The 20,180-nt window shown below is 65.6% G+C and carries 18 protein-coding genes, 1 tRNA gene and 1 riboswitch; of the genes, 6 read left to right on the top strand and 13 right to left on the bottom strand.

What is annotated here, in order from left to right:
* Nucleotides 1-15: 15 nt before the first annotated feature.
* Genes BUE39_RS02825 through BUE39_RS02770 form a run of 12 tightly spaced genes read right to left on the bottom strand, consistent with a single transcriptional unit; the run spans nucleotide 16 to nucleotide 12,644 of the window.
* Nucleotides 16-1,200 carry a beta-ketoacyl-[acyl-carrier-protein] synthase family protein gene (locus BUE39_RS02825; protein WP_073427124.1) on the bottom strand — a complete coding sequence of 395 codons (1,185 nt, stop codon included), beginning with the start codon at nucleotides 1,198-1,200 and terminating at the stop codon, nucleotides 16-18.
* Entirely contained in the window at nucleotides 1,197-3,641 is a 2,445-nt protein-coding gene (locus BUE39_RS02820) for an MMPL family transporter (protein ID WP_073427123.1), read from the bottom strand. Before BUE39_RS02820 ends, BUE39_RS02825 begins: the two co-directional genes overlap by 4 nt.
* A complete protein-coding gene (locus tag BUE39_RS02815; RefSeq protein ID WP_073427122.1) occupies nucleotides 3,641-4,348 on the bottom strand; it encodes a LolA family protein in 708 nt (235 codons plus the stop codon). Before BUE39_RS02815 ends, BUE39_RS02820 begins: the two co-directional genes overlap by 1 nt.
* Nucleotides 4,336-4,767, bottom strand: a complete 432-nt coding sequence (locus BUE39_RS02810; protein ID WP_073427121.1) for an acyl-CoA thioesterase — start codon at nucleotides 4,765-4,767, stop codon at nucleotides 4,336-4,338. The genes BUE39_RS02815 and BUE39_RS02810 overlap by 13 nt, the downstream gene beginning before the upstream one ends.
* On the bottom strand, nucleotides 4,764-6,365 hold the full coding sequence (locus BUE39_RS02805) for an HAL/PAL/TAL family ammonia-lyase (protein ID WP_073427120.1): 1,602 nt from the start codon (nucleotides 6,363-6,365) through the stop codon (nucleotides 4,764-4,766). Before BUE39_RS02805 ends, BUE39_RS02810 begins: the two co-directional genes overlap by 4 nt.
* Nucleotides 6,352-8,091 (bottom strand): glycosyltransferase family 2 protein, encoded by a 1,740-nt coding sequence (locus BUE39_RS02800; RefSeq protein WP_073427119.1) that lies wholly within the window; start codon nucleotides 8,089-8,091, stop codon nucleotides 6,352-6,354. Before BUE39_RS02800 ends, BUE39_RS02805 begins: the two co-directional genes overlap by 14 nt.
* Nucleotides 8,091-9,866 carry an AMP-binding protein gene (locus tag BUE39_RS02795; RefSeq protein WP_073427118.1) on the bottom strand — a complete coding sequence of 592 codons (1,776 nt, stop codon included), beginning with the start codon at nucleotides 9,864-9,866 and terminating at the stop codon, nucleotides 8,091-8,093. The genes BUE39_RS02800 and BUE39_RS02795 overlap by 1 nt, the downstream gene beginning before the upstream one ends.
* Entirely contained in the window at nucleotides 9,863-10,525 is a 663-nt protein-coding gene (locus BUE39_RS02790; RefSeq protein ID WP_073427117.1) for a COG4648 family protein, read from the bottom strand. Before BUE39_RS02790 ends, BUE39_RS02795 begins: the two co-directional genes overlap by 4 nt.
* Nucleotides 10,525-10,776 (bottom strand): acyl carrier protein, encoded by a 252-nt coding sequence (locus tag BUE39_RS02785; protein ID WP_073427116.1) that lies wholly within the window; start codon nucleotides 10,774-10,776, stop codon nucleotides 10,525-10,527. Before BUE39_RS02785 ends, BUE39_RS02790 begins: the two co-directional genes overlap by 1 nt.
* Nucleotides 10,777-10,779: 3 nt before the next feature.
* On the bottom strand, nucleotides 10,780-11,079 hold the full coding sequence (locus BUE39_RS02780) for a phosphopantetheine-binding protein (protein ID WP_073427236.1): 300 nt from the start codon (nucleotides 11,077-11,079) through the stop codon (nucleotides 10,780-10,782).
* On the bottom strand, nucleotides 11,054-11,848 hold the full coding sequence (locus BUE39_RS02775) for a lysophospholipid acyltransferase family protein (protein ID WP_073427115.1): 795 nt from the start codon (nucleotides 11,846-11,848) through the stop codon (nucleotides 11,054-11,056). Before BUE39_RS02775 ends, BUE39_RS02780 begins: the two co-directional genes overlap by 26 nt.
* Nucleotides 11,832-12,644, bottom strand: a complete 813-nt coding sequence (locus tag BUE39_RS02770) for a beta-ketoacyl synthase chain length factor (RefSeq protein ID WP_073427114.1) — start codon at nucleotides 12,642-12,644, stop codon at nucleotides 11,832-11,834. Before BUE39_RS02770 ends, BUE39_RS02775 begins: the two co-directional genes overlap by 17 nt.
* Before the next feature lie 591 nt (nucleotides 12,645-13,235).
* Nucleotides 13,236-13,401: riboswitch (yybP-ykoY riboswitch) on the top strand.
* Between the two features lie 58 nt (nucleotides 13,402-13,459).
* Here BUE39_RS02770 and BUE39_RS02765 point away from each other — a divergent pair.
* Nucleotides 13,460-14,032: a TMEM165/GDT1 family protein gene (locus BUE39_RS02765; RefSeq protein WP_073427113.1), complete on the top strand. Its 573-nt coding sequence runs from the start codon at nucleotides 13,460-13,462 to the stop codon at nucleotides 14,030-14,032.
* Between the two features lie 170 nt (nucleotides 14,033-14,202).
* Here BUE39_RS02765 and BUE39_RS02760 read toward each other — a convergent pair whose 3' ends face one another.
* On the bottom strand, nucleotides 14,203-14,910 hold the full coding sequence (locus BUE39_RS02760; RefSeq protein ID WP_073427112.1) for a DUF4136 domain-containing protein: 708 nt from the start codon (nucleotides 14,908-14,910) through the stop codon (nucleotides 14,203-14,205).
* 246 nt (nucleotides 14,911-15,156) lie between these two features.
* On the opposite strand from BUE39_RS02760, the gene pepN reads away from it, so the two are divergent.
* The 5 genes from pepN to BUE39_RS02735 all read left to right on the top strand — a co-directional run bounded on the left by pepN (nucleotide 15,157) and on the right by BUE39_RS02735 (nucleotide 20,102).
* Entirely contained in the window at nucleotides 15,157-17,862 is a 2,706-nt protein-coding gene (pepN, locus tag BUE39_RS02755; RefSeq protein WP_073427111.1) for an aminopeptidase N, read from the top strand.
* Nucleotides 17,863-18,078: 216 nt separating this feature from the next.
* Nucleotides 18,079-18,360, top strand: a complete 282-nt coding sequence (locus BUE39_RS02750) for a type II toxin-antitoxin system RelE/ParE family toxin (protein ID WP_073427110.1) — start codon at nucleotides 18,079-18,081, stop codon at nucleotides 18,358-18,360.
* A 16-nt stretch (nucleotides 18,361-18,376) separates the two neighbouring features.
* Nucleotides 18,377-18,832, top strand: coding sequence for a HigA family addiction module antitoxin (locus BUE39_RS02745; RefSeq protein WP_073427109.1), 456 nt, complete (start codon nucleotides 18,377-18,379; stop codon nucleotides 18,830-18,832).
* Between the two features lie 122 nt (nucleotides 18,833-18,954).
* Entirely contained in the window at nucleotides 18,955-19,971 is a 1,017-nt protein-coding gene (locus BUE39_RS02740; protein ID WP_073427108.1) for a class 1 fructose-bisphosphatase, read from the top strand.
* A gap of 55 nt (nucleotides 19,972-20,026) precedes the next feature.
* Nucleotides 20,027-20,102 (top strand) — tRNA-Thr (locus BUE39_RS02735).
* Nucleotides 20,103-20,180: the final 78 nt, after the last annotated feature.

Here is a 20,180-nt window from a genome sequence, read left to right as displayed (position 1 = left end):
ATTATCGGGCAAGAATCATCGGGCGAGAATCAGGCTGACATTGCTGCCGCCGAACGCAAACGAATTGCTCATCACGTACTGCTCGCCGACGCCGCGCGGCAAGAAGCGTTCGCTCTCGACGAGATCGAGCGCGGGCAGCGCGGGGTCGGCCTCGCCGTCCCACAGATGACGCGGCAGCGCGACATCGTCGCGCGCGAGCGTGAGCCATGCGAAGCCGAGCTCGGTCGCGCCGGCCGCGCCGAGTTGATGACCGGTCAACGGCTTGGTGCCGCTGGTCGCCACGCCGCCGGGGAACACGCGCGCCATCAGATGCGCTTCCATCTCGTCGTTCTTGCGCGTGGCGGTGGCGTGCAGATTCACGTAGCCGATCGCCGACGGCGCGATGCCCGCATCGGCCAGCGCCCCGCGCAACGCGAGTTCGCCGCCCGCGCCGGTGGGATCGGGCGACGAAATGTGATGCGCGTCGCTCGATTCGCCGACGCCCGCGAGCCGCACCGCCGCTTCGTCGCGGCTCATCAGGAACACGGCCGCGCCCTCGCCCACGTTGATCCCGCAACGGTTGCGGCTCATCGGATTGGTGCGCACGCCGCTGGTCGATTCCAGCGATGCGAAACCCTGCACCGTCAACTCGCACAATGAATCGACGCCGCCCACCACCACCGCATCGCACAGTTGCAGTTGCAGCAGCCGGCGCGCCGACGCGAACGCCTTCGCGCTCGACGTGCAAGCGGTCGAAATCGTGAACGCCGGGCCACGCAGGTCGAGCACGGCGGCGGCGAACGGCGCGGCCGTGCCGATTTCCATTTGCCGGTAATTGAAGTTGGCGGGCAGATCGCCCGCCTGGGCCTGATAGACGAACGCGGCCTCGGCCGCTTCGATGCCCGACGTGCTGGTGCCGAGCACCACGCCGATCCGATCCGCGCCGAAGCGCTCGCGCGCGGCGTCGACCGCGGGCGCGATCTGCGCGAGCGCGCCCAGCAGCAAGCGGTTATTGCGGCAGTCGTAACGGGCGAGCGCGGCGGGCGGCGCCAGATCGAGCGGCGCGAGCACGCTGCCCACGAACGCCTCGCCGATGCCCGTGTGCGCATTCGCCATGCCGGGCGCGCGAGCGGCGGCGAGCGCGGGAACGATCCGGTCGAGGTCGCCGCCGAGCGCATTGATCATGCCGAGCGCGTGCAAATAAACCGATGGCGCATTCATGCGAGCCTCCTTGATTCCGATGGCATGCCGATCGGCGCGAGCAGCACCGATACCGCGATGCCGAGCGCGAGCGTCGCGCCGAAGCTCTTCAACGCCGGCATCGCGCTCATGCCGAGCATGCCGAACGACAGCAGCGTGGTGGCCGCCGAGAGCAGCACGCCCGTCCACACCGCGCCAAGATCCGCGTCCGCGCGCAAACAGCCTTCGCGCAGAAACACCGCATAGTTTGCGCCGACGCCGAGCACCAGCATCAAGGCGAGCCAGTTGAACAGATTGAGCGGCACGCGCGCGTAGCCGAACACCGCGAGTGTGACGCCCACCGCGAGCAGGACCGGCAAGGTGACGGCGATGCCGCCGCGCGGGGCGTAGCGCAGCATCAGCAGCACGAGCACCAGCGCCAGCGCGCCGCCGAGCCACCAGCCGCTGTCCACCCGGTAAGCGCCGAACAGCTTCGACACGCTCGCCGCCTTGTCGACGAAAGCGACGCCCGGCACCGCCTGGGCGGTGGCCATCAGCGCGGCTTCGTTGCGCGGTGTGACGCCTTGCGGAATCACCACGGCCGCATAGGCTTGCGTGTTCGAATCGACTTCGCCCAGCCAGAGATGCCTGTACGGTTGCGACCAGGGCGCGGCGAGCCATTTATCCACCGTCAGCAAGGGCTGCGGTTGCGCGAACGCGGCGAGCCACGCATCCGCGACTTCGTCCTTGAAGCCAGCTTGCAGCAGCGTGGCGCGCAACGCGGCGGGATCGTCGAATACGTGCCGTGCGAGCAACGCGCGGTCTTCAGCCTGCTGTTTCGCGGAGGGCACGAACTGCGCCACCGATTGATAGCCGCCGACCTGGTTCGCGGTGCCGCTCAACGCATCGAGCTTCGCGCCCAACGCTTCGGCGCGTTGCAGCACGCGTTCCGGCGTCTCGCCGCGCACGACGAAAAACTGCGCGCTGTTATCCACGCCGACCGCCGCGCGCACTTTGTCCTCCTGCGCGACGAGCGATGGATCGCGCTCGATCAGCAGATGGATGTCGTCGTCGCTCGTCAAACGCAGCCAGCCGGGAATCGCGACGATCAGCAACAGCGCCGCCACGAACCACGCGCGCTTGCCGCCAATCGCGCGATGCCACACTGTCAGCCCGCGCGCCGCGCCGGCAAAGAGGCGCCGCGGACTGCGCTTCGGCGCGTGCGTGAGCAGCGCGGGCAGTAGCCACAGCACGGACGCGAACGCCGTCATGATGCCCGCGATCGCGAAACACGCGATCTGCTTGAGCGCGGGAAACGGCACCCACATGAGGATCGCGTAACCGAGCAGGCTCGTCGTCAACGCGACCGTCAATGCCGGGCGCACCGTGCGCCCGCCGCGGCGCGAATCCCAATCGCGCTGCGCGCCGAGATACACGACGAAGTACTGGATCGAGTAATCGACCGCTTCGCCGATCAGGCTCGCGCCGAACACGAGCGTCAACAGATGCAGCTTGCCGAACACCAGCATCGTCACGGCGAGCGCGCAGACGATGCCGAGCGCCGTCGACACGAAACCGAGCAGCAATAGACGCGGCGAGCGGAACACCCACATCATCAGCAACGCGATGCCGCACAGCGACGCGACGCCGATCAGATGCACCTCGTGTTCGGAGGCGCTGCGCGCCGATTCGGCGTAGAACACGGCGCCGGTTCGCGCGACCGAGACGTCGGGGAACGCCTGCTTCAAGGCGTTTTCGCCTTGGGCGAGCGCGGCGAGCACGGCGTGTTGAGTTTTCGATTCGTAGGCGGAGCCCGGCAACGTGGCGACGATCAGCACGCTCGTGTCGGCGCCGCGATGCGCGACCAGCATGTTGTCTTCGAGTTCGAGATTCGACGTGGCGAGCGGCAGGCCGCCGAGCCAGTGTTCGAGCCAGCCGAACGGATCGTCGGCGAGCGGCGTGGTCAGGCCGCCGCGCAAGGGGCTGTAGATGCGTTGGGCGAGCATGCCCGCCAGCGCCTTGGGGGCTTCTTTGGAGGCGTCGCCCGCCGTGGCGCTCGACGCATTGCTCGTCGCCAGGGCCGCGCGGTCGGACGGCGTCAGCAAACCGAAGCGGTACGGCATGTACAAGGCGGCGATCCGCGACAAATCGAACGGCGGCAACTCCGCCGTGACCGAGCCGAACGCCCCGCTCTTTTGCAGCGACGCGCCGAGCTGCTTCGCTGCCGCTTTCGCGTGCGCGTCATCGTTGCTGCTGACGAGAAAAACCGTGCGGTCGCCGAGCGCGCTCGCGAGCGTATCGACCGCTTTTTCGGCGACGGGGTCCGCTTCGGTCGCGGGAAGCAAGGCGAGCAGATTGGTCTGCAACGGCGACGGTCCCGCGAAACGCCAGCCGCAATACAGCGACGCGACGAGCGCGAGCAACAGCCATGCGGCACGTATGCCCCACACCTGTTTCGCGGATCGCTGTTGCAGCATGTCCATCACGGCGCTCCGAGCAGCGTGCGCTCAGCCGGCGCGAGTTCGGTCACCGCCGCGCTCTTCGCGAAGTCGAGCTTCGTGATGTCGCCGTTCGCGAGCGTGATGCGCAAGCTTTGCAGATAGTCGCCGCCATTCATCTGCAAGCCCTTGATCGATTGCGCGATTTGCGGCTGGTTCGGCGTGAGCTGCATGCGCCATTGCGCGGCGCTGCCCTCGGCCTGCACGTCGAATTGCGAATACAGCGCCGACAGATCGCCGCCGAGCATCGCACGCATCATCTTCGAAACTTGCGCGACGCCGCGCGTGCCTTGCGCGCCGCGGGCCGTCACGCGCCGGCCGTTGGCGTCGACTTCGGTCACGCCGCTGTCGGTGATCACATAGGTGGCCTGGTACGGTGTGTCGATCCGCCAGATCACGCCGCGCTCGCGGAAAAACAGCAGCGAGCCGGTGCTGACGAGCGGCTGCTTCATCGCGGCAAGCGTCTGGGTTTGCGTGAATTGCGCACGCACGCCTTTGGCTTGCGCGAGGTGTGAAGCGATTTGGGAGACCAGGGCGGGGTTGCCGGCGGGCGTTGTTTCCGCGGCGCGGGCCGTGGCCGGCCAGCTCACGATGGCCGATACGCTCAGCACGCATGCCGCGCTTGCCATGCTTGCCACGCTCAATGCGATCAAACGGCCCGCTGACGTGCGGCGCAACTTCATCGTCCCCATACGCGCTCCAGCTTGTCGAACACGACCGGCGGCGACACGAACTGCAACTCCTGCGTCGCGGCGTCGACGGCGACCTGGATCGTGTAGCCCTTCGTCAGCCGCGTGCCGGACCCGCAATCGACGATTTCATAGCCTATTTTCAGGCGGTTTTCGTGTTCGAGCAGTTCGGTGCGGACTTCGATCCGCTGACCGTAAGTCGCGGGCCGCACATACTTCAGATGCGCCTCGACGATCGGCCATAGATAACCCGAAGCCTGCATCTCGCGATAGTCGTAATCGAACGCGCGCAACAAAGCCGCGCGGCCAATCTCGAAGTACTTCAGATAGTGGCCATGCCAGCACACGTTCATCGCGTCGACATCGTGAAACGGCACTTCGACCATCGCGCTTGCCGTGAGCGTTTTGCGGGAGCGGGTCATGCGTTCGCGCCTCCGCGATAGTCGTGCAGCAATTCGCATGCGACGATGCGCGCGGTCAGCGCGCGCAGTTCGTTTTCCAACGCGCGGTCTTCGTCGACGAATGGCGACTGCGCGCTCACGCTGTCGATAAACGCTTGCAGCGGCGCGGGAATCGGCGTGGCGCTATCGATCTTCAAACGCAGACGCGCGGCTTGCACCGTTGCGAGCGTATGCGCGGCGGCGACCTGCTCGGTCAACTCGAGCACGCGCAAGCAGTCGCGCGCGGCGATCGTGCCCATGCTGACCTTGTCCTGGTTGTGCGCCTCGGTCGAACGCGAAAAGACGCTCGCGGGCATCGTGTTCTTCAGCGCCTCGGCCGTCCACGCGGACGACGAAATCTGCACGGCCTTGAAGCCATGATTGATCGCGGCGCGCGCGGGCGCGGCGCCCGACAGATTGCGCGGCAAGCCGTTGTTGAAATTCACGTCGACCAGCAGCGCAAGCTGACGGTCCATCAGATCGGCGAGATTGGCGACCGCGACCTTCAGCGAGTCCATTGCGAACGCGATATGGCCGCCGTAGAAGTTGCCGCCGTGCAGCACGCGTTCGTTGTCGGGATCGATCAGCGGATTGTCGTTCGCGCTGTTCAGTTCATTCTCGACGTCGCGGCGCACCCATGACAGCGCGTCGCGCGCCACGCCGATCACATGCGGCGCGCAGCGAATCGAATAGCGGTCTTGCAGACGATGCCCCGGCGTATCGTCGCGTCCGCTCAGATCGTCGCGAATCCACGCGGCGGCTTCGGCCTGGCCGGCGTGCGGCTTCACTTCGAACAGCATGGCGTCGAAGTGCGCGGCGCGGCCGTCGAGCGCCACCGTGGAGAGCGCCGTCAGGCGCGCGGTGAGCCGCGTCAGATGATCGGCGCGGGCAAACGCGAGACAGGCGAGGCCCGTCATCACCGCGGTGCCGTTCATCAACGCGAGACCTTCCTTCGGCGCGAGCGTGAGCGGCGCGTGGCCGAGTTCGCTCCACACGTCGCGCACATCGCGCAAGCGGCCTTCGAACATCACGTCGCGCTCGCCCGCGAGCGCCGCGGCCACATACGAGAGCGGCGTCAGATCGCCGCTCGCGCCCACCGAGCCTTCCGACGGAATGCGCGGCAGCACGCGATGATTGATCAGGTCGGCAAGGCGTTCGAGCAAGACGGGGCGCACGCCGGAAAACCCATAGGCGAGCGAGTTGAGCCGCGCGGCGATCACGGCCAGCGTTTGCGCGTCGTCGAGATGCCGGCCCATGCCGCAACCGTGATAACGCGTCAGTTGCAGCGGCAAGGCTTCGACCAGTTCCATCGGCACGTCGACCACGCATGCGTCGCCGTAACCGGTATTCACGCCGTAGACGGTCGCGCCCGCCGCCAGATGACGGCGCAGGAAATCCGCGCCGCGCTGAATGCGCGCGCGCCACGCCGGATCGGCGCTCAACGCAACCGGCGCGCGACGATGCGCGATTGCGACGACCTCTTCGATCGTCAGCTTGCGCGCGCCGATCACCACCGGGTCCGCATTTGCGTTTTCGTTTGCGCTTGCGCTCGGCGTTTCGATCAGATCATGTTCGGCCATTCGCGCCTCGCTTGGGGCTGGCCCAGAAATCGAAGAAATTGAACCATTGATAAGGAGCCTTGCGGCAATAGTGTTCGAGCCGCGCCGCGTAGCGCTGCGCCCACGCGGCGAGATGCTGCGCGCGTTCGCGGCGCGGCAACTCGATGCGTTCGGCGAACGGCTCGAAATACAGCCGATAACCGCCGCGCTCTTTCAGGCAGAAGAACAGATAGACCGGACAGCCCAGCGCATGCGCGAGCACGTAGGGACCTTGCGCGAAGGGCGCGGCCGAGCCGAGAAATTGCGCTTCGGTGGTGCGGCCCGCTTCGTGCGCGGGAACGCGGTCGCCGACGATCACCAGCAGCTCGCCCGCATCGACACGCTCCTGCATCATCATCGCGGTCTCCGGTCCGAAGTCGCTGACTTCGAGCAGATGCCGGGCGAACTCGCTGTTGGCCGACGCCAGCACGCTATTGAAACGCCGCGCGTGCTCCGTATAGACGACCGCCGTGACCTTCGCGTACGCGCCGCGCGCGGCGAGCGCGCGAGTCATTTCCAGGTTGCCGAGATGCGCGCCGATCACGAGCGCGCCCTTGCCGCTTGCGACCAATGCCTCGAACGCGGAAGGATCCTCGAAGGTGACGTCGGCGGTATTCACGCGGCCCGACCATGCGGCGAGCTTGTCGAAGCCCGATTGCGCGAAGGCCAGCATGTGCCGGTAGGCGGACAGCCAGCCGGGGCGCGGCGTATCGTCTTGCGGCGCGGCCTCGCCGAGACGTCTGAAGTAGTTGCGCGACGCCTCGCGCGCGGCGCGGCCCGTCAGCAGGAAATACGCGACGATCGGATGCAGCCAGAGCGAGGTGAAGCGTCGGCCGAACAGCTTGCAACTGAGCGCGAGCAAGGACATGCCGAGGTGAGAGCCGCGTTCGGCGATACGCCACCAGTCTTGCGGGCTTTCCGCGGTTGCGGTTGCGGTTGCGGTTGCGGTTGCGGTTGCAGAGCGGCGCGGCATCAGCTTGTGCGCGAGCAGCATCGGCAGACGCCACAGCATCCCGAACACGAGCCGCGTATGACTGCGGCTGATGCGCACGTTGTCCCACAGCACGTCGAAATGCGAGACGCCGTCGGCGGCATACGTGACGCGCGTCGGGATCGAGCGGAACGCCGCGCGCCGCCAGTAGAGGCGCACGAGAATCTCGATGTCGAAGTCCATGCGCGTCGGCAACCGCACGCGGTCGATCAGATCGCAGGCCAGCGCGAGCGGATAGAGGCGAAAGCCGCACATCGAATCGCGGATCGTCAGCGAGAGCGTTTCGATCCACACCCACACGTGCGTCAGATAGCGGCCGTAGAGGCGCGCTTTCGGCACGCTCTCGTCGTAGACCGGGCGGCCGAGGATCACCGCGCCCGGTTCGGCGCGCGCGGCGTCGATGAAACGGGGCACGTCGGTTGCGTCGTGCTGGCCGTCGGCGTCGATCTGCAACGCGTGCGTGTAGCCCGCCGCGCGCGCGGCGCGCAGGCCCGCCATCACCGCCGCGCCCTTGCCGCCGTTGACCGGCAAACGCAGCAGCGTGAGTTGCCCCGCGTATTGCCGCGCGAGCGCGGCGAGCACGTGCTGGGTCGGCTCATCGCTGCCGTCGTCGACGACGAAAACGGCCAAGCCGTGCACCGCGAGATGGGCGACGGTCGCGCCGATCGCGTCCTTGTGGTTGTAGATCGGAATGACGATGCACGGAGCGAAGCTCATCACGCGGGCTCCCGATACACGATCACACCGGACGCGCAGTCGCGGCCGCTCAGCCGATAACTGAACTGCACACGCCGGCGCGCGGCGTCGTGAGCCAGCGTGAGATCGAGCACCGCGCCGGGCGGCACCGGCGCCATGAACTTCAGGCGGTCGATCGACGCAACCGCGCTGACGGCCGGCAGATGATCGGCGGCGAGACGCATTGCCCAATCCACCTGCACCACGCCCGGCAGAATCGGCAGACCGGGGAAGTGGCCGGCGAAATGCGCGAGCGTCGGCGGCACGCGCAGCTCGTAATGCAGCGTGTCGCCGCTGCGCGCTTCGGCGAGCACTTCCACGCCCTCGGCGCGCGGCTCGAAAGCCGCCGCCACCGCGGCGACCGGCAGCTTGCCGCGCGCGTCGAACGGCAAGGTCACGCGAAACCGCCAGTGGCGCGGCAGCACCACCACATCGAAATATTCAGCGAGATGACGGCGCAGCGTTTTCGCGAGCAGCACGCGGCCCTGGTCGCGCAACGCCGCGCTGCCCGCTTCGGACAGCGCCACCACGGCGCCGACGCGCTCGCGCGAAGCGCCTTCGAGCGGCACGATCGCCGCTTGCACGACATACGGATGCAACGCGAGCCGCGCTTCCAGTTCCGGCAGCGAGACGCGCTTGCCGTCGAGCTTCAGCACGCGATCGAGCCGGCCTTGCAGACGGAAACGGCCGTCGGCGTCGAACGCGATCTTGTCGTCGGTGCGATGCCAGCCGTCGTGATCGAGATGCGGCGAGCGGACGTTCAGCGCGCCGTCTTCGTCGCGGCGCACTTCGATGCCGGTCACCGGTCGCCATGCATCGCTCTGATCCTGGCGACGCCACGCAATGCCGCCGGTTTCGGTGCTGCCGTAGATTTCGAGCGGCGCGGCGCCGAAGGCCGCGGCATATTCCTGCGCGGCTTCCAGCGCGAGCGGCCCGCCCGACGAGAAGAACGCGCGCGGCGCGGGCGTCAAGGCGGCGAAGCCGGGCAGCGCGGGCCAGCGCGACAGTTGTGCGGGCGTCGAGACGACCACGGTCGCGCCGCAGTGCCCGATCTGCGTTTGCAGATGCAAGGGTTCGATGCTGACCGCGCGGTCGAACGCGCGGCCCGCCGCCAGCGGCCACAGCACGCGAAACAGCAGGCCGTAGATGTGATGATGCGGGACGCTCGCGAGCATGGTCGCGTCGCCGACCAGCGCGCCCCACTGCTGTTCCAGCGTGTGCACTTCGGCGTTGAATTGCGCGAGCGTCTTGCGGATCGGTTTGGGACGGCCGCTGCTGCCCGAGGTGTAGAGCGTGAGCGGGGCTTGCGGATCGATCGTGTATGCGGTGGGTGCGCCGCGCGGCGCATCGGCGGCGTTGGCGTTGGCGTTGGCGTTGGCGTTGGCGTTGGCGTTGGCGTTGGCGTTGGCGTTGGCGTTGGCGTTGGCAGCAGCATCCCACACGAAGGGCGGCAGGTCGGCGTCGCTCAACACCACATCGTAGGCGTCGGCGAGATCGGCCAGATAGCCCGGCGTCGCATTGGCCGGGATCACCGGCTCCTTGCCGCACGCGAACAGCGCAAACAGCGCGCACGAGAAATCGAACGGATCGTCGACGCACAACGCGTAGCGCTGCGCGGACCGCTCCCGCACCAACGCGGCCAATGCCGAGACGCGCGCGCGAAACGCCGTGCGATCGAGCACGGCACCGCCATCGCGGCATACCGGCGCATTCGCCGCCGAAGCCTCGACGGACAACAGATCATGCAGCGCGATCATGCGGCCTCCGAACGCGCGGCGCGCGGCAGCACCACGAGATAACGCCAGATCACTTCGGCCACCAGCAGCACGCCGATCAGCCCATAGGCGATCGCGCCGTTATAGAGCGACCAGCTCGCGCGGCTCCAGTACAGCGCCGTATAAGCGGAGAACGCGCCGTTCAGCGCGAAGAACACGCACCATACCTGGGTCACGCGCCGCGTATGGCGCACCGCGCGAGGCGGCAGATCCGGATTGCCCAGGCGCGCAAATTTTTCGATCATCGTCGGCCCGCGCACGAGCGTCGCGCCGAACGCGATCAGCAAACCGAGATTCACGAGCGACGGATAGAGGCGCAACAACAATTCGCTGTTGGTGAAGACGATCGCCGCGGACGCGCAACTCAGCAAGCCGACCACGGTCCAGTCGATCGTCGAAAGACGCCGCAGCGAAGTCGCGACCGGGCCGCTGCCGGCCCAGCGCTGCAGCCACAGGATCGCGAACAGCATGCAGCCGACATAGCGCGGCGTGTCCCAGCGCCACGCGCACAGGATCAGCGCGGGATACGCGAGTTTCAACAGCACCTGCAAGACGGTTTTGGCCCAATGGCGCCCCGCGCGAGGCGAGGCCTGCGCGACCCGGTCCGACGCCGCCTGCATTCGCGGACGCACGGAATGCATCAGCCCTGTGCCGCCAGCAGCGATTCGACGGCAACGATCACGTCGCCGACGGTGCGCACCGATTTGAACTCCTCGGGCTTGATGCGGCGGCCGGTCATTTCCTGCAGCTTGATCGCGAGGTCGACGGCGTCGATGCTGTCGAGATCGAGGTCTTCGAACAGATGCGCCTCGGGCGTGACACGCTCGGGCTCGATCGCGAAGTTCTCTTTGAAAATGGCGCGGATGCGCTCAAGAATCTCAGCCTCGGACACGGTTTATTCCCCCTTCTTTGTAGTTTCGCCGACAACCTGCGCCGCTTCGCGCTGACTCGCCACCAGCGCGGCCAGCGTGCTGATGGAGCGAAAGTGCTCGCGCGTGCGCTCGTCGTTCGCCGCGATGGTCAGTTGGTATTGTTTGCGCAGCACGATGCCGATTTCCAGCGCGTCGATCGAATCGAGACCGATGCCGTCGGTATCGAACAACGGTGCGTCGTCGTCGATATCGGCAGGGCTCAGGTCTTCCAGATCGAGAGCTTCGATCAGAAGCTGTTTAATTTCCAGTTTTAAAGAATCCATAATCGAACAGGTGCCGGGTAATGTGTGCCTCGACGGCGCTCGTCACGCTGCGCGCGGCGAGAGCCGGTGTAGTGTCGTCGTCCGCGAACTGCTCGACGCCAAGCGGCTCGAGCACGTTCACACGTATGCGGAACGCGCGCGCCGGCACGTCGTACCAGCGCATCTGCTTGGTGAACGCGGGCGGGTCGCAATCCATCAGCACCGGCACGATCGGCGCGCCGGCCTTCAACGCCATGTGCGCGAAACCACGCGAAAACGCGTGCAGCCGGTTCGGCGCGGGGCTGCGCGTGCCTTCGGGAAAAATGATCATCGTATAGCCTGCCGCGAGCTGCCGCGCGCCGGCTTCGACGAGATCGGTGGGATCGGCATTGCTCACGTATTCCGCCGAGCGCACGATGCCCCAGAAACAGGGGTTGCCCCAATGCGCGTTTTTCACCACGCAACAGGCATGCGGGGTGAGCGACAGCAGCACCATCACGTCGAGGTAGGTCGGGTGATTGGCGACCACGATCGCCGGACCGCCGGCGCGCAACATCCGCGCGCCCGACACCTCGAGTTCCATCACGCCGATGCGCTGCAGCACCGCGACCAGCGCGCGGAAAAACCAGTGAATCACGGTCGTCACCGCGAACTGGCGCGACGCGCGATGCGGCCACAGCCACGCGAACGGAAACACCAGCACCGAAAACAGCAGTCCGCACACGCCGAACACCACGAAGGCCATGCCCGTCGCGCAGAACCGCCAGATGTAATCAAGCCGCGCGATCATGCCAACTCCAATGCCAGATAACCCCGGCGCCTTGCCAGGCGGTGGTCGCGCCGGTTTCCAGACAGTGCAGCAGCGCCTGGCTTTGGGTCGCGAAACGCTCGGCGCGGGGCGTGGGGCTTGCCTTGTTTGTTTCGCCTGCCTGGTTTGTTGCGCCTGCCTTGTTTGTTGCGCCTGCCTTGTTTGTTTCGCCTGCCTCGTTTGCCTCGATTGCCTCGATTGGCGGCGCTGCCTGAGCCTCGCCGGCCGCGGACCGCGTGCACGTCAGGCGCCCCGTCGCCGCCTCGTCATCCAGCAGGATCGCGATCGCGCCGCCCTGCACTTCGTCCTCGATCGTGCCGTAGGCTGTGTCGGCCGGTTCGTCAGCGTACACCAGCAGCACGGGCGCGCCCGGCTCGGTGGCGTATTGCGCGTAGGCTTCCAGCAGCGCGTAGCCGAGCGTCTCGGCGCCGGCCGAGATCGCGCTGGCCGCCGAGCGGTCGCCGCGCGCGATGCCGAACACGCCCGTCATCGCATTCAACACCGACAGGCTGAACGCGGTCGGCGAGACCGGCTCGCCCGCGCTGATGGCGCGCAGAATGTCCGTGGTGCGCCGCAATTCGCCGTGGCGCGAGGCGAACACGACCCGAACCTCGTTCCGCGCGACACAATCGTGCGCAACTTTCAACGCGGCTTTGGACAGCGTGCTCAGGCGACGCCGCACGATCGGCTCGATAAAGCCGATATCGGGTGGTGCGGATGCGGCAGCAGGCCAGCAAGACCAGCGAGCGACCGGAATGGTCCAGTGCGGATCGGGCATATCGGTGTTCGCGCGTAGAAGCAGGGAGAGGCTGAAGCGCCTGACGGAATACACAGCCGTCACAGCGTGTAGGCGCCGCGCGGACCGGCAATCTCCAGCCGGGGTCAAACCAATCGTCTTTTATGTAGGTTCAGCGGATTAACGGCACTTTGGTCGATTATTAAGTGCCTTTTGATATTTGTTGGTGGATGGTCTCGGGCTCCTTGGGTCGCCGGAATCATACTGAATATTCTGGATTAAATCAGCCGGAAAAGACGTATCCATCTGTAATCCGTCTCGCCAGTGCCACGGATCCGCGAAGTAGCCGTTTCGCGCCGGTCCGGCGCCCCCGCCGCCCTGATCGGATCGGGTGCGGGACGGTTTGCGACGCTCCCCGGCGGCGCGATGCCGGGGATTAACGGACACATACTTTCATTTAACTTTCCAAGAACTGTTTCACCTGGGAACATCTCAATAACGTCGGCCGGCGCGTGAGCGAGCGGCTATCCATGCAGTCCAAGGCCCGCTTCGCCGTGCCAACCAATCGCGCCGTTCCCGTACTGGCCTGCGGCGTCCTCGTTGCGCATAAGGACAGGTCACGCCTGCTATACTCCGTCCCTCATTGGGGAGTAGCCGCCCCGCGGCACGTCGGCACCGCTATCCGGTGCATCGCACGTGCGGTTCGCGGGGGCGTCTGTCAACACACTTGGCCTGTACGGCCATGGCAGCCGCAGCCTCTGGCCTGGCGAGACCGATGATCCACACGCGCCGCAAGAGGGCCCGGCGTGTCGTGGGTCGTCGCTCGTTCACATCTCGGCCCGGGGAACCTATACAACGTGGATCACGCTTTCATCATTTCGACCGGAGCGGTCGCGCTCGCCGAGATCGGCGACAAAACACAACTGCTCTCGCTCGTGCTGGCCGCGCGCTATCGCAAGCCGCTGCCGATCATTCTCGGCGTGCTGACCGCCACCCTCATCAATCACGCCTGCGCCGGCGCGCTCGGCGCGTGGCTCGGCTCGCTGCTCACGCCGACCATCATGCGTTGGACGCTGGCGGTATCGTTCATCGGCATGGGCTTGTGGATTCTCGTGCCGGACAAACTCGACGCGGACGAAGCCGATACCAGCCGCACGCATTTCGGCGTGTTCGGCGCGACCGTGGTGACGTTCTTTCTTGCGGAGATGGGCGACAAGACGCAGATCGCGACGGTGGCGCTCGCCGCGCGCTTTCACGATTACGTCGGCGTGGTGGCGGGCACCACGGTCGGCATGATGGTCGCCAATGTGCCGGCGATCCTGCTCGGCGACCGCTTCGCGCATCGCCTGCCGACGACGCTCGTGCACGGCATCGCGGCGGTGATATTCATCGTGCTGGGCGTGCTGGCGTTGTGCGGCGTGGGAGTTTAGCCGTGGTTCGCAAGCGCGGCCGGACCTGAGGGCGGCGGTGCAACGCCCGCCCCACCGCGCGGCGCCTCGCGGCGCGCAAAAGAAAACGGCCCGGCGAGGATGACCTGCCGGGCCGTTTGAGCCATGCCACAGCCAACGCCTTTTGCACGCGCCGGCTTCACACCGCTTGCCTACTGCACCGCTTTCGCGCCCGACGCCGGCGCCGGCGCGGCCGCTGGCGCGGCGCCGGTCGCGGCCACTTCGTTCGAGGCGCCGCCGTTCTTGTCGAGCGGAATCTTCACCGTGCGCACCACGCCGTTGCCGATCGGGAAATCGGCCAGCGCGCTGCGCGCCAGATACGGCATGGCCCGCACCAGCGACGACTCGCCGCCCGAGTTGCGCGCCGTCACGTTATAGACCTCCTTGCCGGTGGCGCGCTCGGTAATCCGCACGCCCAGCAGATGCGTGAAGATCGGGTAGCTCTGATTCACGTAGGCGGTCGGAAACGGACCCCAAGGCCCCCAGGGACCCCACGGATCGAACGGCCTTCCCCAATAAGGCGCCGGCCACGGGTTGTAATACACCGGCTCGGCGACCGTCACCATGTCGGAGCGAATGCCATACGAGAGCCCGACCAGATAGCGCGCCTGCGCGGTGTCGACCTGGCGGAACGCATGCGCGGCGAGTTCGTTGGCGACGATGCGCTCGTAAGTGCTGAGTTCCAGATTGTTCTGCTGATCCGCCGCCCGCGTGAACGCGTAGGTACGGGTAGCGTCGCTGCCGCTCCAGTCCGAGAACGCGGTGACTTGAGTGGTCACATAGGTGGTGCAGCCGGACAGCAGTACCGTCAGCGCCGCCAGTAGCAGCGTGGCGCGGCGGGTCCATCGATTGATTTTCATGGTCTACCTCGTGAAGCCTCAGTGTTGCCTCTGCCTTGGGTTCTCCCATTCATACGGCTTATCCGCATGGGCGCCCGATAATACGCTGACCTGGCGGTTCGGTAAAAAGTTCGGCCCGCACGATCCGCCGAGGCTTTGTACAATGGCCCGACAAGCCCGGCTGGTCTGCGCTTTCATTGCCCTTCATATGAGCTTCATATGAGCTTCAGGCAGCCGGCCGCTCAAGTCCCATCACCACAGAACGCCATGGCCGATACCGCAACGCCCAATGTGATCCGCCGCGCCGATTACGCGCCGCCTGCCTTCCTGATCGACACCGTCGCACTGGAGTTCGATCTGGTCCCCGAACGCACCGTCGTCAAAAATACGATGCGCGTGCGCCGCAATCCGGACGCGTCGCGCGCCGCGCACCTGGAGCTGATGGGCGAGCAACTGGAGTTCGTCGGCGCCGCGATCGACGGCAAGCCCTTCGCCAATGCGCATGCGCATGAGCACGGCTTGCTGCTCGACAACGTGCCGGACAGCTTCGAGCTCACGCTCACCAGCATCTGCAATCCGGCCGGGAACACCACGCTGTCGGGGCTCTATGTATCGAGCGGCAACTTCTTCACGCAGTGCGAGGCCGAGGGTTTTCGGCGCATTACTTACTTCCTCGACCGTCCGGACGTGATGGCGACCTTCACGGTCACCCTGCGGGCGAGCAAGGCGGATTATCCGGTGCTGCTGTCGAACGGCAATCTGCTCGAGGAAGGCGATTTGCCGGACGGCCGCCATTTCGCGCGCTGGGAAGATCCGTTCAGAAAGCCGAGCTATCTGTTCGCGCTGGTCGCGGGCAAGCTGGTCGCGCTGGAGGAACGCGTGAAAACCGGTTCGGGCAAGGAAAAGCTTTTGCAGGTGTGGGTCGAACCGCACGATCTCGACAAGACCCGTCACGCAATGGATTCGCTGATCCATTCGATCCGCTGGGACGAAAAACGCTTCGGGCTCGAACTCGATCTGGACCGCTTCATGATCGTCGCGGTGAGCGACTTCAACATGGGCGCGATGGAGAACAAGGGGCTCAACATCTTCAACACGAAGTACGTGCTGGCGAACCCCGAGACGGCAACCGATACCGACTTCGCGAACATCGAGGCGGTGGTCGGCCACGAGTACTTCCACAATTGGACCGGCAATCGCGTGACCTGCCGCGACTGGTTCCAGTTGAGCCTGAAGGAAGGCCTGACGGTGTTCCGCGATCAGGAGTTTTCGGCCGACATGGCCGGCGGCCAGAGCAACGGTAGCGACGAAGCCGCGCGCGCCACCAAGCGTATCGAGGACGTGCGCGTGCTGCGCCAGATGCAGTTCGCCGAGGACGCGGGTCCGATGGCGCATCCGGTGCGCCCGGAAAGCTACGTCGAGATCAACAACTTCTACACGATGACGGTCTACGAGAAAGGCTCGGAAGTCGTGCGGATGTATCAGACGCTGTTCGGCCGCGAGGGTTTTCGCAAGGGCATGGACCTGTACTTCGAGCGTCATGACGGGCAGGCCGTGACCTGCGACGATTTCCGCCATGCGCTGGCCGATGCGAACGGCCGCGATCTGGCGCAGTTCGAGCGCTGGTACAGCCAGGCCGGCACGCCGCGCGTGTCCGTGCGCACGAAGTACGACGCCGCGCAGCAGCGCTACAGCGTGACGCTCACGCAAGGCTATGGCGAGGCCGCGCCTGCCGCGCGCGAAACGCAAAAGGGTCCGCTGCTGATTCCGTTCGCGATCGGCCTGATCGGCAAGGACGGCCGCGACCTGCCGCTGCAACTCGAAGGCGATGCCGCGGCGTCGGCCTCCACCACGCGCGTGCTCGAGTTCACGCAGACCGAACAGACCTTCACGTTCGTCAATGTGGCGCAAGAACCGCTGCCCTCGCTGCTGCGCAATTTCTCGGCGCCGGTGATCGTCGAATACGACTACTCCGCGGAACAGTTGGCGTTCCTGCTCGCGCACGACAGCGATCCGTTCAACCGTTGGGAAGCCGGCCAACGGCTCGCCACGCGTGAACTGCTGGCGCTCGCCGGACGCGCGGCCACCGGCGTTGCGCTGGAACTCGACGACTCGGTGGTCGCCGCGTTCGCCCGCGTGCTCACCGACGAAACGCTCTCGCCTTCGTTCCGCGAACTGGCGTTGATGCTGCCGTCCGAAGCGTATCTCGCCGAGCAGATGGCGGAATCCAATCCGGCCGCCGTGCACGCCGCGCGACAGTTCGTGCGCAAGCGCCTGGCGAATGCGCTCAAGAACGAATGGCTCGCGGTGTATGAACAACATCGCACGCCCGGCGCATATGAAGCGACACCCGAGGCCGCCGGTCATCGCACGCTGAAGAATCTCGCGCTGTCGTATCTCGTGGAACTGGACGATCCGGCCGACGCCGTGCGCCTCGCGTCCGCGCAATACGATGCCGCGAACAACATGACCGACCGCTCGGCGGCGCTTGCGGCGCTGCTCAACGCAGCGGCTGCGCATGGCGGCGGCGCGCAGGCGCAGCAGGCGCTGGACGACTTCTACCGGCGCTTCGAGAAGGAGCCGCTCGTCATCGACAAGTGGTTCGCGCTGCAAGCCACGCAGCGTGGCAGCGCGCAGCGACCGGTGATCGAGATCGTGCGCAAGCTGATGACGCACCCGGCCTTCAACCTGAAGAACCCGAATCGCGCGCGCTCGCTGATTTTCAGCTTCTGCGCGGCCAACCCGGCGCAGTTCCACGCCGAAGACGGCTCGGGCTACGCGTTCTGGGCCGACCAGGTGATCGCGCTCGACGCCATCAATCCGCAAGTGGCCGCCCGCCTCGCCCGCTCGCTCGAACTGTGGCGCCGCTTCACGCCGACGCTGCGCGAGGGCATGCGTGCGGCGCTGGAGCAAGTGGCGTCGCAGGTGAAATCGCGCGACGTGCGCGAGATCGTGGAGAAAGCGCTCGCGTGATGCACACCTGAAAGCTGTTCTTGCATCGGAAAGCCGGCACGTGTTGCCGGCTTTTTTTCGTCCCGCGCGTGTGCGTGTGCGTGCGCGTTTGCGAGTCGGCCGGCCCGCGCCGATCAAGGTTAGCCATCCAGACGACTGTTCGTTTGACGCTGGCGGAGTGAAAGTAAACGCATCCATTTAACTCTTTGCGTTTAACGCGATGCGTTATATCATCCCATGATCACGACATTCGGCGACAAGGCCACGGCGAGAATTTTTCAGGGCAAGTTCGTGCACTCACTGCCGCTTCACATGCAGGCGCTCGCGCACCGCAAGCTGCTGATGATCGACGCCGCCAGCTCCATCCACAGTCTGCACGCGCCGCCCGGCAACCGGCTCGAAGCTTTGCAAGGCCGGCGCAGCGGGCAATGGAGTATTCGGATCAATGCGCAATGGCGCATCTGTTTTCATTTTGTCGACGGAGAGGCGCTGAATGTCGAGATTGTCGACTATCACTGACTATTGGGAGACCGGCATGGTCATCAAACGCTCCGATCTGAACAGCATCGATTTCTCCGACATCGATACCGGCGACAGCATCCCGGAGATTCATCCGGGCGAGATTCTGCGCAGCGAGTTTCTGGAGCCGCTCGGCATGTCCGTGAATGCGCTGGCGCTGGCGTTGCGCGTGCCGGCGCCGCGCATCAATGACATCGTGCGCGGCAAGCGCGCCATCTCCGCGGATACGGCGCTGCGCCTCGAGCGCTACTTCGGTGCGAGCGCGCAGTTCTGGCTCCATCTGCAAATCGCCTACGATCTGCGCGTCGCCACCGCGGCGGCCGGCGAGCAGATCGAACGCGAGATCGAACCCATGCCCAAGGCGGACCGCCCGAAAATGCCGAAAGTGTCGGCCGAGCATGGCCGCGCCGCTGCGCTTGCGGCCAGTCTCAGAGGCAACGCCGCGCTCGGCAAGGCGCGCGGCAAAGCCTGAAATTCGCCGCCTCGGCCGGTGTCACGCGCCACCGCCTCGCGCCCTTTGGTTTTTTAAAAGCACGGAGCCGGCACAGCGAGCGGGTAAAATCGAGACATTCCTCAAGCCTCCGGAGTACAGCAATGGCTTTGCAACGTCGTACCACTCTCACGAAGTACCTGATCGAGCAGCAGCGCGAGACCAACAACCTGCCTGCCGATCTGCGCCTTTTGATCGAAGTCGTCGCGCGCGCGTGCAAGGCGATCAGCTACCACGTCAGCAAGGGCGCGCTGGGGGATGCGCTCGGCACGGCGGGCAGCGAAAACGTCCAGGGCGAAGTGCAGAAGAAGCTCGACATTCTGTCGAACGAAATTCTGCTCGAAGCGAACGAATGGGGCGGCAACCTGGCCGGCATGGCGTCCGAGGAAATGGAGCAGTTCTTCCCGATTCCGGCCAATTACCCGAAGGGCGAATACCTGCTGGTGTTCGATCCGCTCGACGGTTCGTCGAACATCGACGTGAACGTGTCGATCGGCACGATCTTCTCGGTGCTGCGCTGCCCGGACGGCCAGCAGCCTACCGAACAATCGTTCCTGCAGCCGGGCACGCAACAGGTCGCCGCGGGTTATGCGGTGTACGGCCCGCAAACCGTGCTCGTGCTCACCACCGGCAACGGCGTGAACTGCTTTACGCTCGACCGCGAGCTAGGCTCGTGGGTGCTCACGCAAAGCGATATGCGCATTCCGGTCGAAACGCGCGAGTATGCGATCAATGCGTCCAATGAACGCCATTGGTATCCGCCGGTTCAGCAGTACATCGGCGAATTGAAGGCCGGCAAGGAAGGCTCGCGTCAGAGCGACTTCAACATGCGCTGGATCGCCTCGATGGTGTCCGACGTGCATCGTATTCTGAACCGCGGCGGAATCTTCATGTATCCGGCGGACAAGCGCACGCCCGACAAGCCGGGCAAGCTGCGTCTGATGTACGAGGCCAATCCGATGTCGTTCATCGTCGAACAGGCGGGCGGCGCGGCAACCAACGGCGAGAAACGCATTCTCGACATTCAACCCAAGAGCTTGCATGAGCGCGTGGCCGTGTTCCTCGGTTCGAAGAACGAAGTCGACCGGGTCACCCGCTACCATCTCGAAGCGAAAAAGTGAGTTCAGGGGCTTGCCAAGCTGATAAAGAAGTCCCTATAATCTCGATTCTCCTGATGCCGGAATAGCTCAGACGGTAGAGCAGCGCATTCGTAATGCGAAGGTCGGGGGTTCGATTCCTCTTTCCGGCACCAACAAGAATTCCCGAGCAGTACCAAGAAGTCCCGAAACCCGCGTCAGTCCTAGGATTGCGCGGGTTTTTCGTTTCTGGA

This window comes from Paraburkholderia terricola, assembly GCF_900142195.1.
Taxonomy (GTDB): Bacteria; Pseudomonadota; Gammaproteobacteria; order Burkholderiales; family Burkholderiaceae; genus Paraburkholderia; species Paraburkholderia terricola.
This window is presented reverse-complemented; position numbering and strand designations above follow the sequence as displayed.

Coding starts and splice junctions, on each gene's coding strand:
- BUE39_RS02825 (WP_073427124.1), bottom strand. CDS start 1,200: ATGAATGCGCCATCGGTTTATTTGCACGCGCTCGGCATGATCAATGCG.
- BUE39_RS02820 (WP_073427123.1), bottom strand. CDS start 3,641: ATGGACATGCTGCAACAGCGATCCGCGAAACAGGTGTGGGGCATACGT.
- BUE39_RS02815 (WP_073427122.1), bottom strand. CDS start 4,348: ATGGGGACGATGAAGTTGCGCCGCACGTCAGCGGGCCGTTTGATCGCA.
- BUE39_RS02810 (WP_073427121.1), bottom strand. CDS start 4,767: ATGACCCGCTCCCGCAAAACGCTCACGGCAAGCGCGATGGTCGAAGTG.
- BUE39_RS02805 (WP_073427120.1), bottom strand. CDS start 6,365: ATGGCCGAACATGATCTGATCGAAACGCCGAGCGCAAGCGCAAACGAA.
- BUE39_RS02800 (WP_073427119.1), bottom strand. CDS start 8,091: ATGAGCTTCGCTCCGTGCATCGTCATTCCGATCTACAACCACAAGGAC.
- BUE39_RS02795 (WP_073427118.1), bottom strand. CDS start 9,866: ATGATCGCGCTGCATGATCTGTTGTCCGTCGAGGCTTCGGCGGCGAAT.
- BUE39_RS02790 (WP_073427117.1), bottom strand. CDS start 10,525: ATGCATTCCGTGCGTCCGCGAATGCAGGCGGCGTCGGACCGGGTCGCG.
- BUE39_RS02780 (WP_073427236.1), bottom strand. CDS start 11,079: ATGGATTCTTTAAAACTGGAAATTAAACAGCTTCTGATCGAAGCTCTC.
- BUE39_RS02775 (WP_073427115.1), bottom strand. CDS start 11,848: ATGATCGCGCGGCTTGATTACATCTGGCGGTTCTGCGCGACGGGCATG.
- BUE39_RS02770 (WP_073427114.1), bottom strand. CDS start 12,644: ATGCCCGATCCGCACTGGACCATTCCGGTCGCTCGCTGGTCTTGCTGG.
- BUE39_RS02760 (WP_073427112.1), bottom strand. CDS start 14,910: ATGAAAATCAATCGATGGACCCGCCGCGCCACGCTGCTACTGGCGGCG.
- pepN (WP_073427111.1), top strand. CDS start 15,157: ATGGCCGATACCGCAACGCCCAATGTGATCCGCCGCGCCGATTACGCG.
- BUE39_RS02750 (WP_073427110.1), top strand. CDS start 18,079: ATGATCACGACATTCGGCGACAAGGCCACGGCGAGAATTTTTCAGGGC.
- BUE39_RS02745 (WP_073427109.1), top strand. CDS start 18,377: ATGGTCATCAAACGCTCCGATCTGAACAGCATCGATTTCTCCGACATC.
- BUE39_RS02740 (WP_073427108.1), top strand. CDS start 18,955: ATGGCTTTGCAACGTCGTACCACTCTCACGAAGTACCTGATCGAGCAG.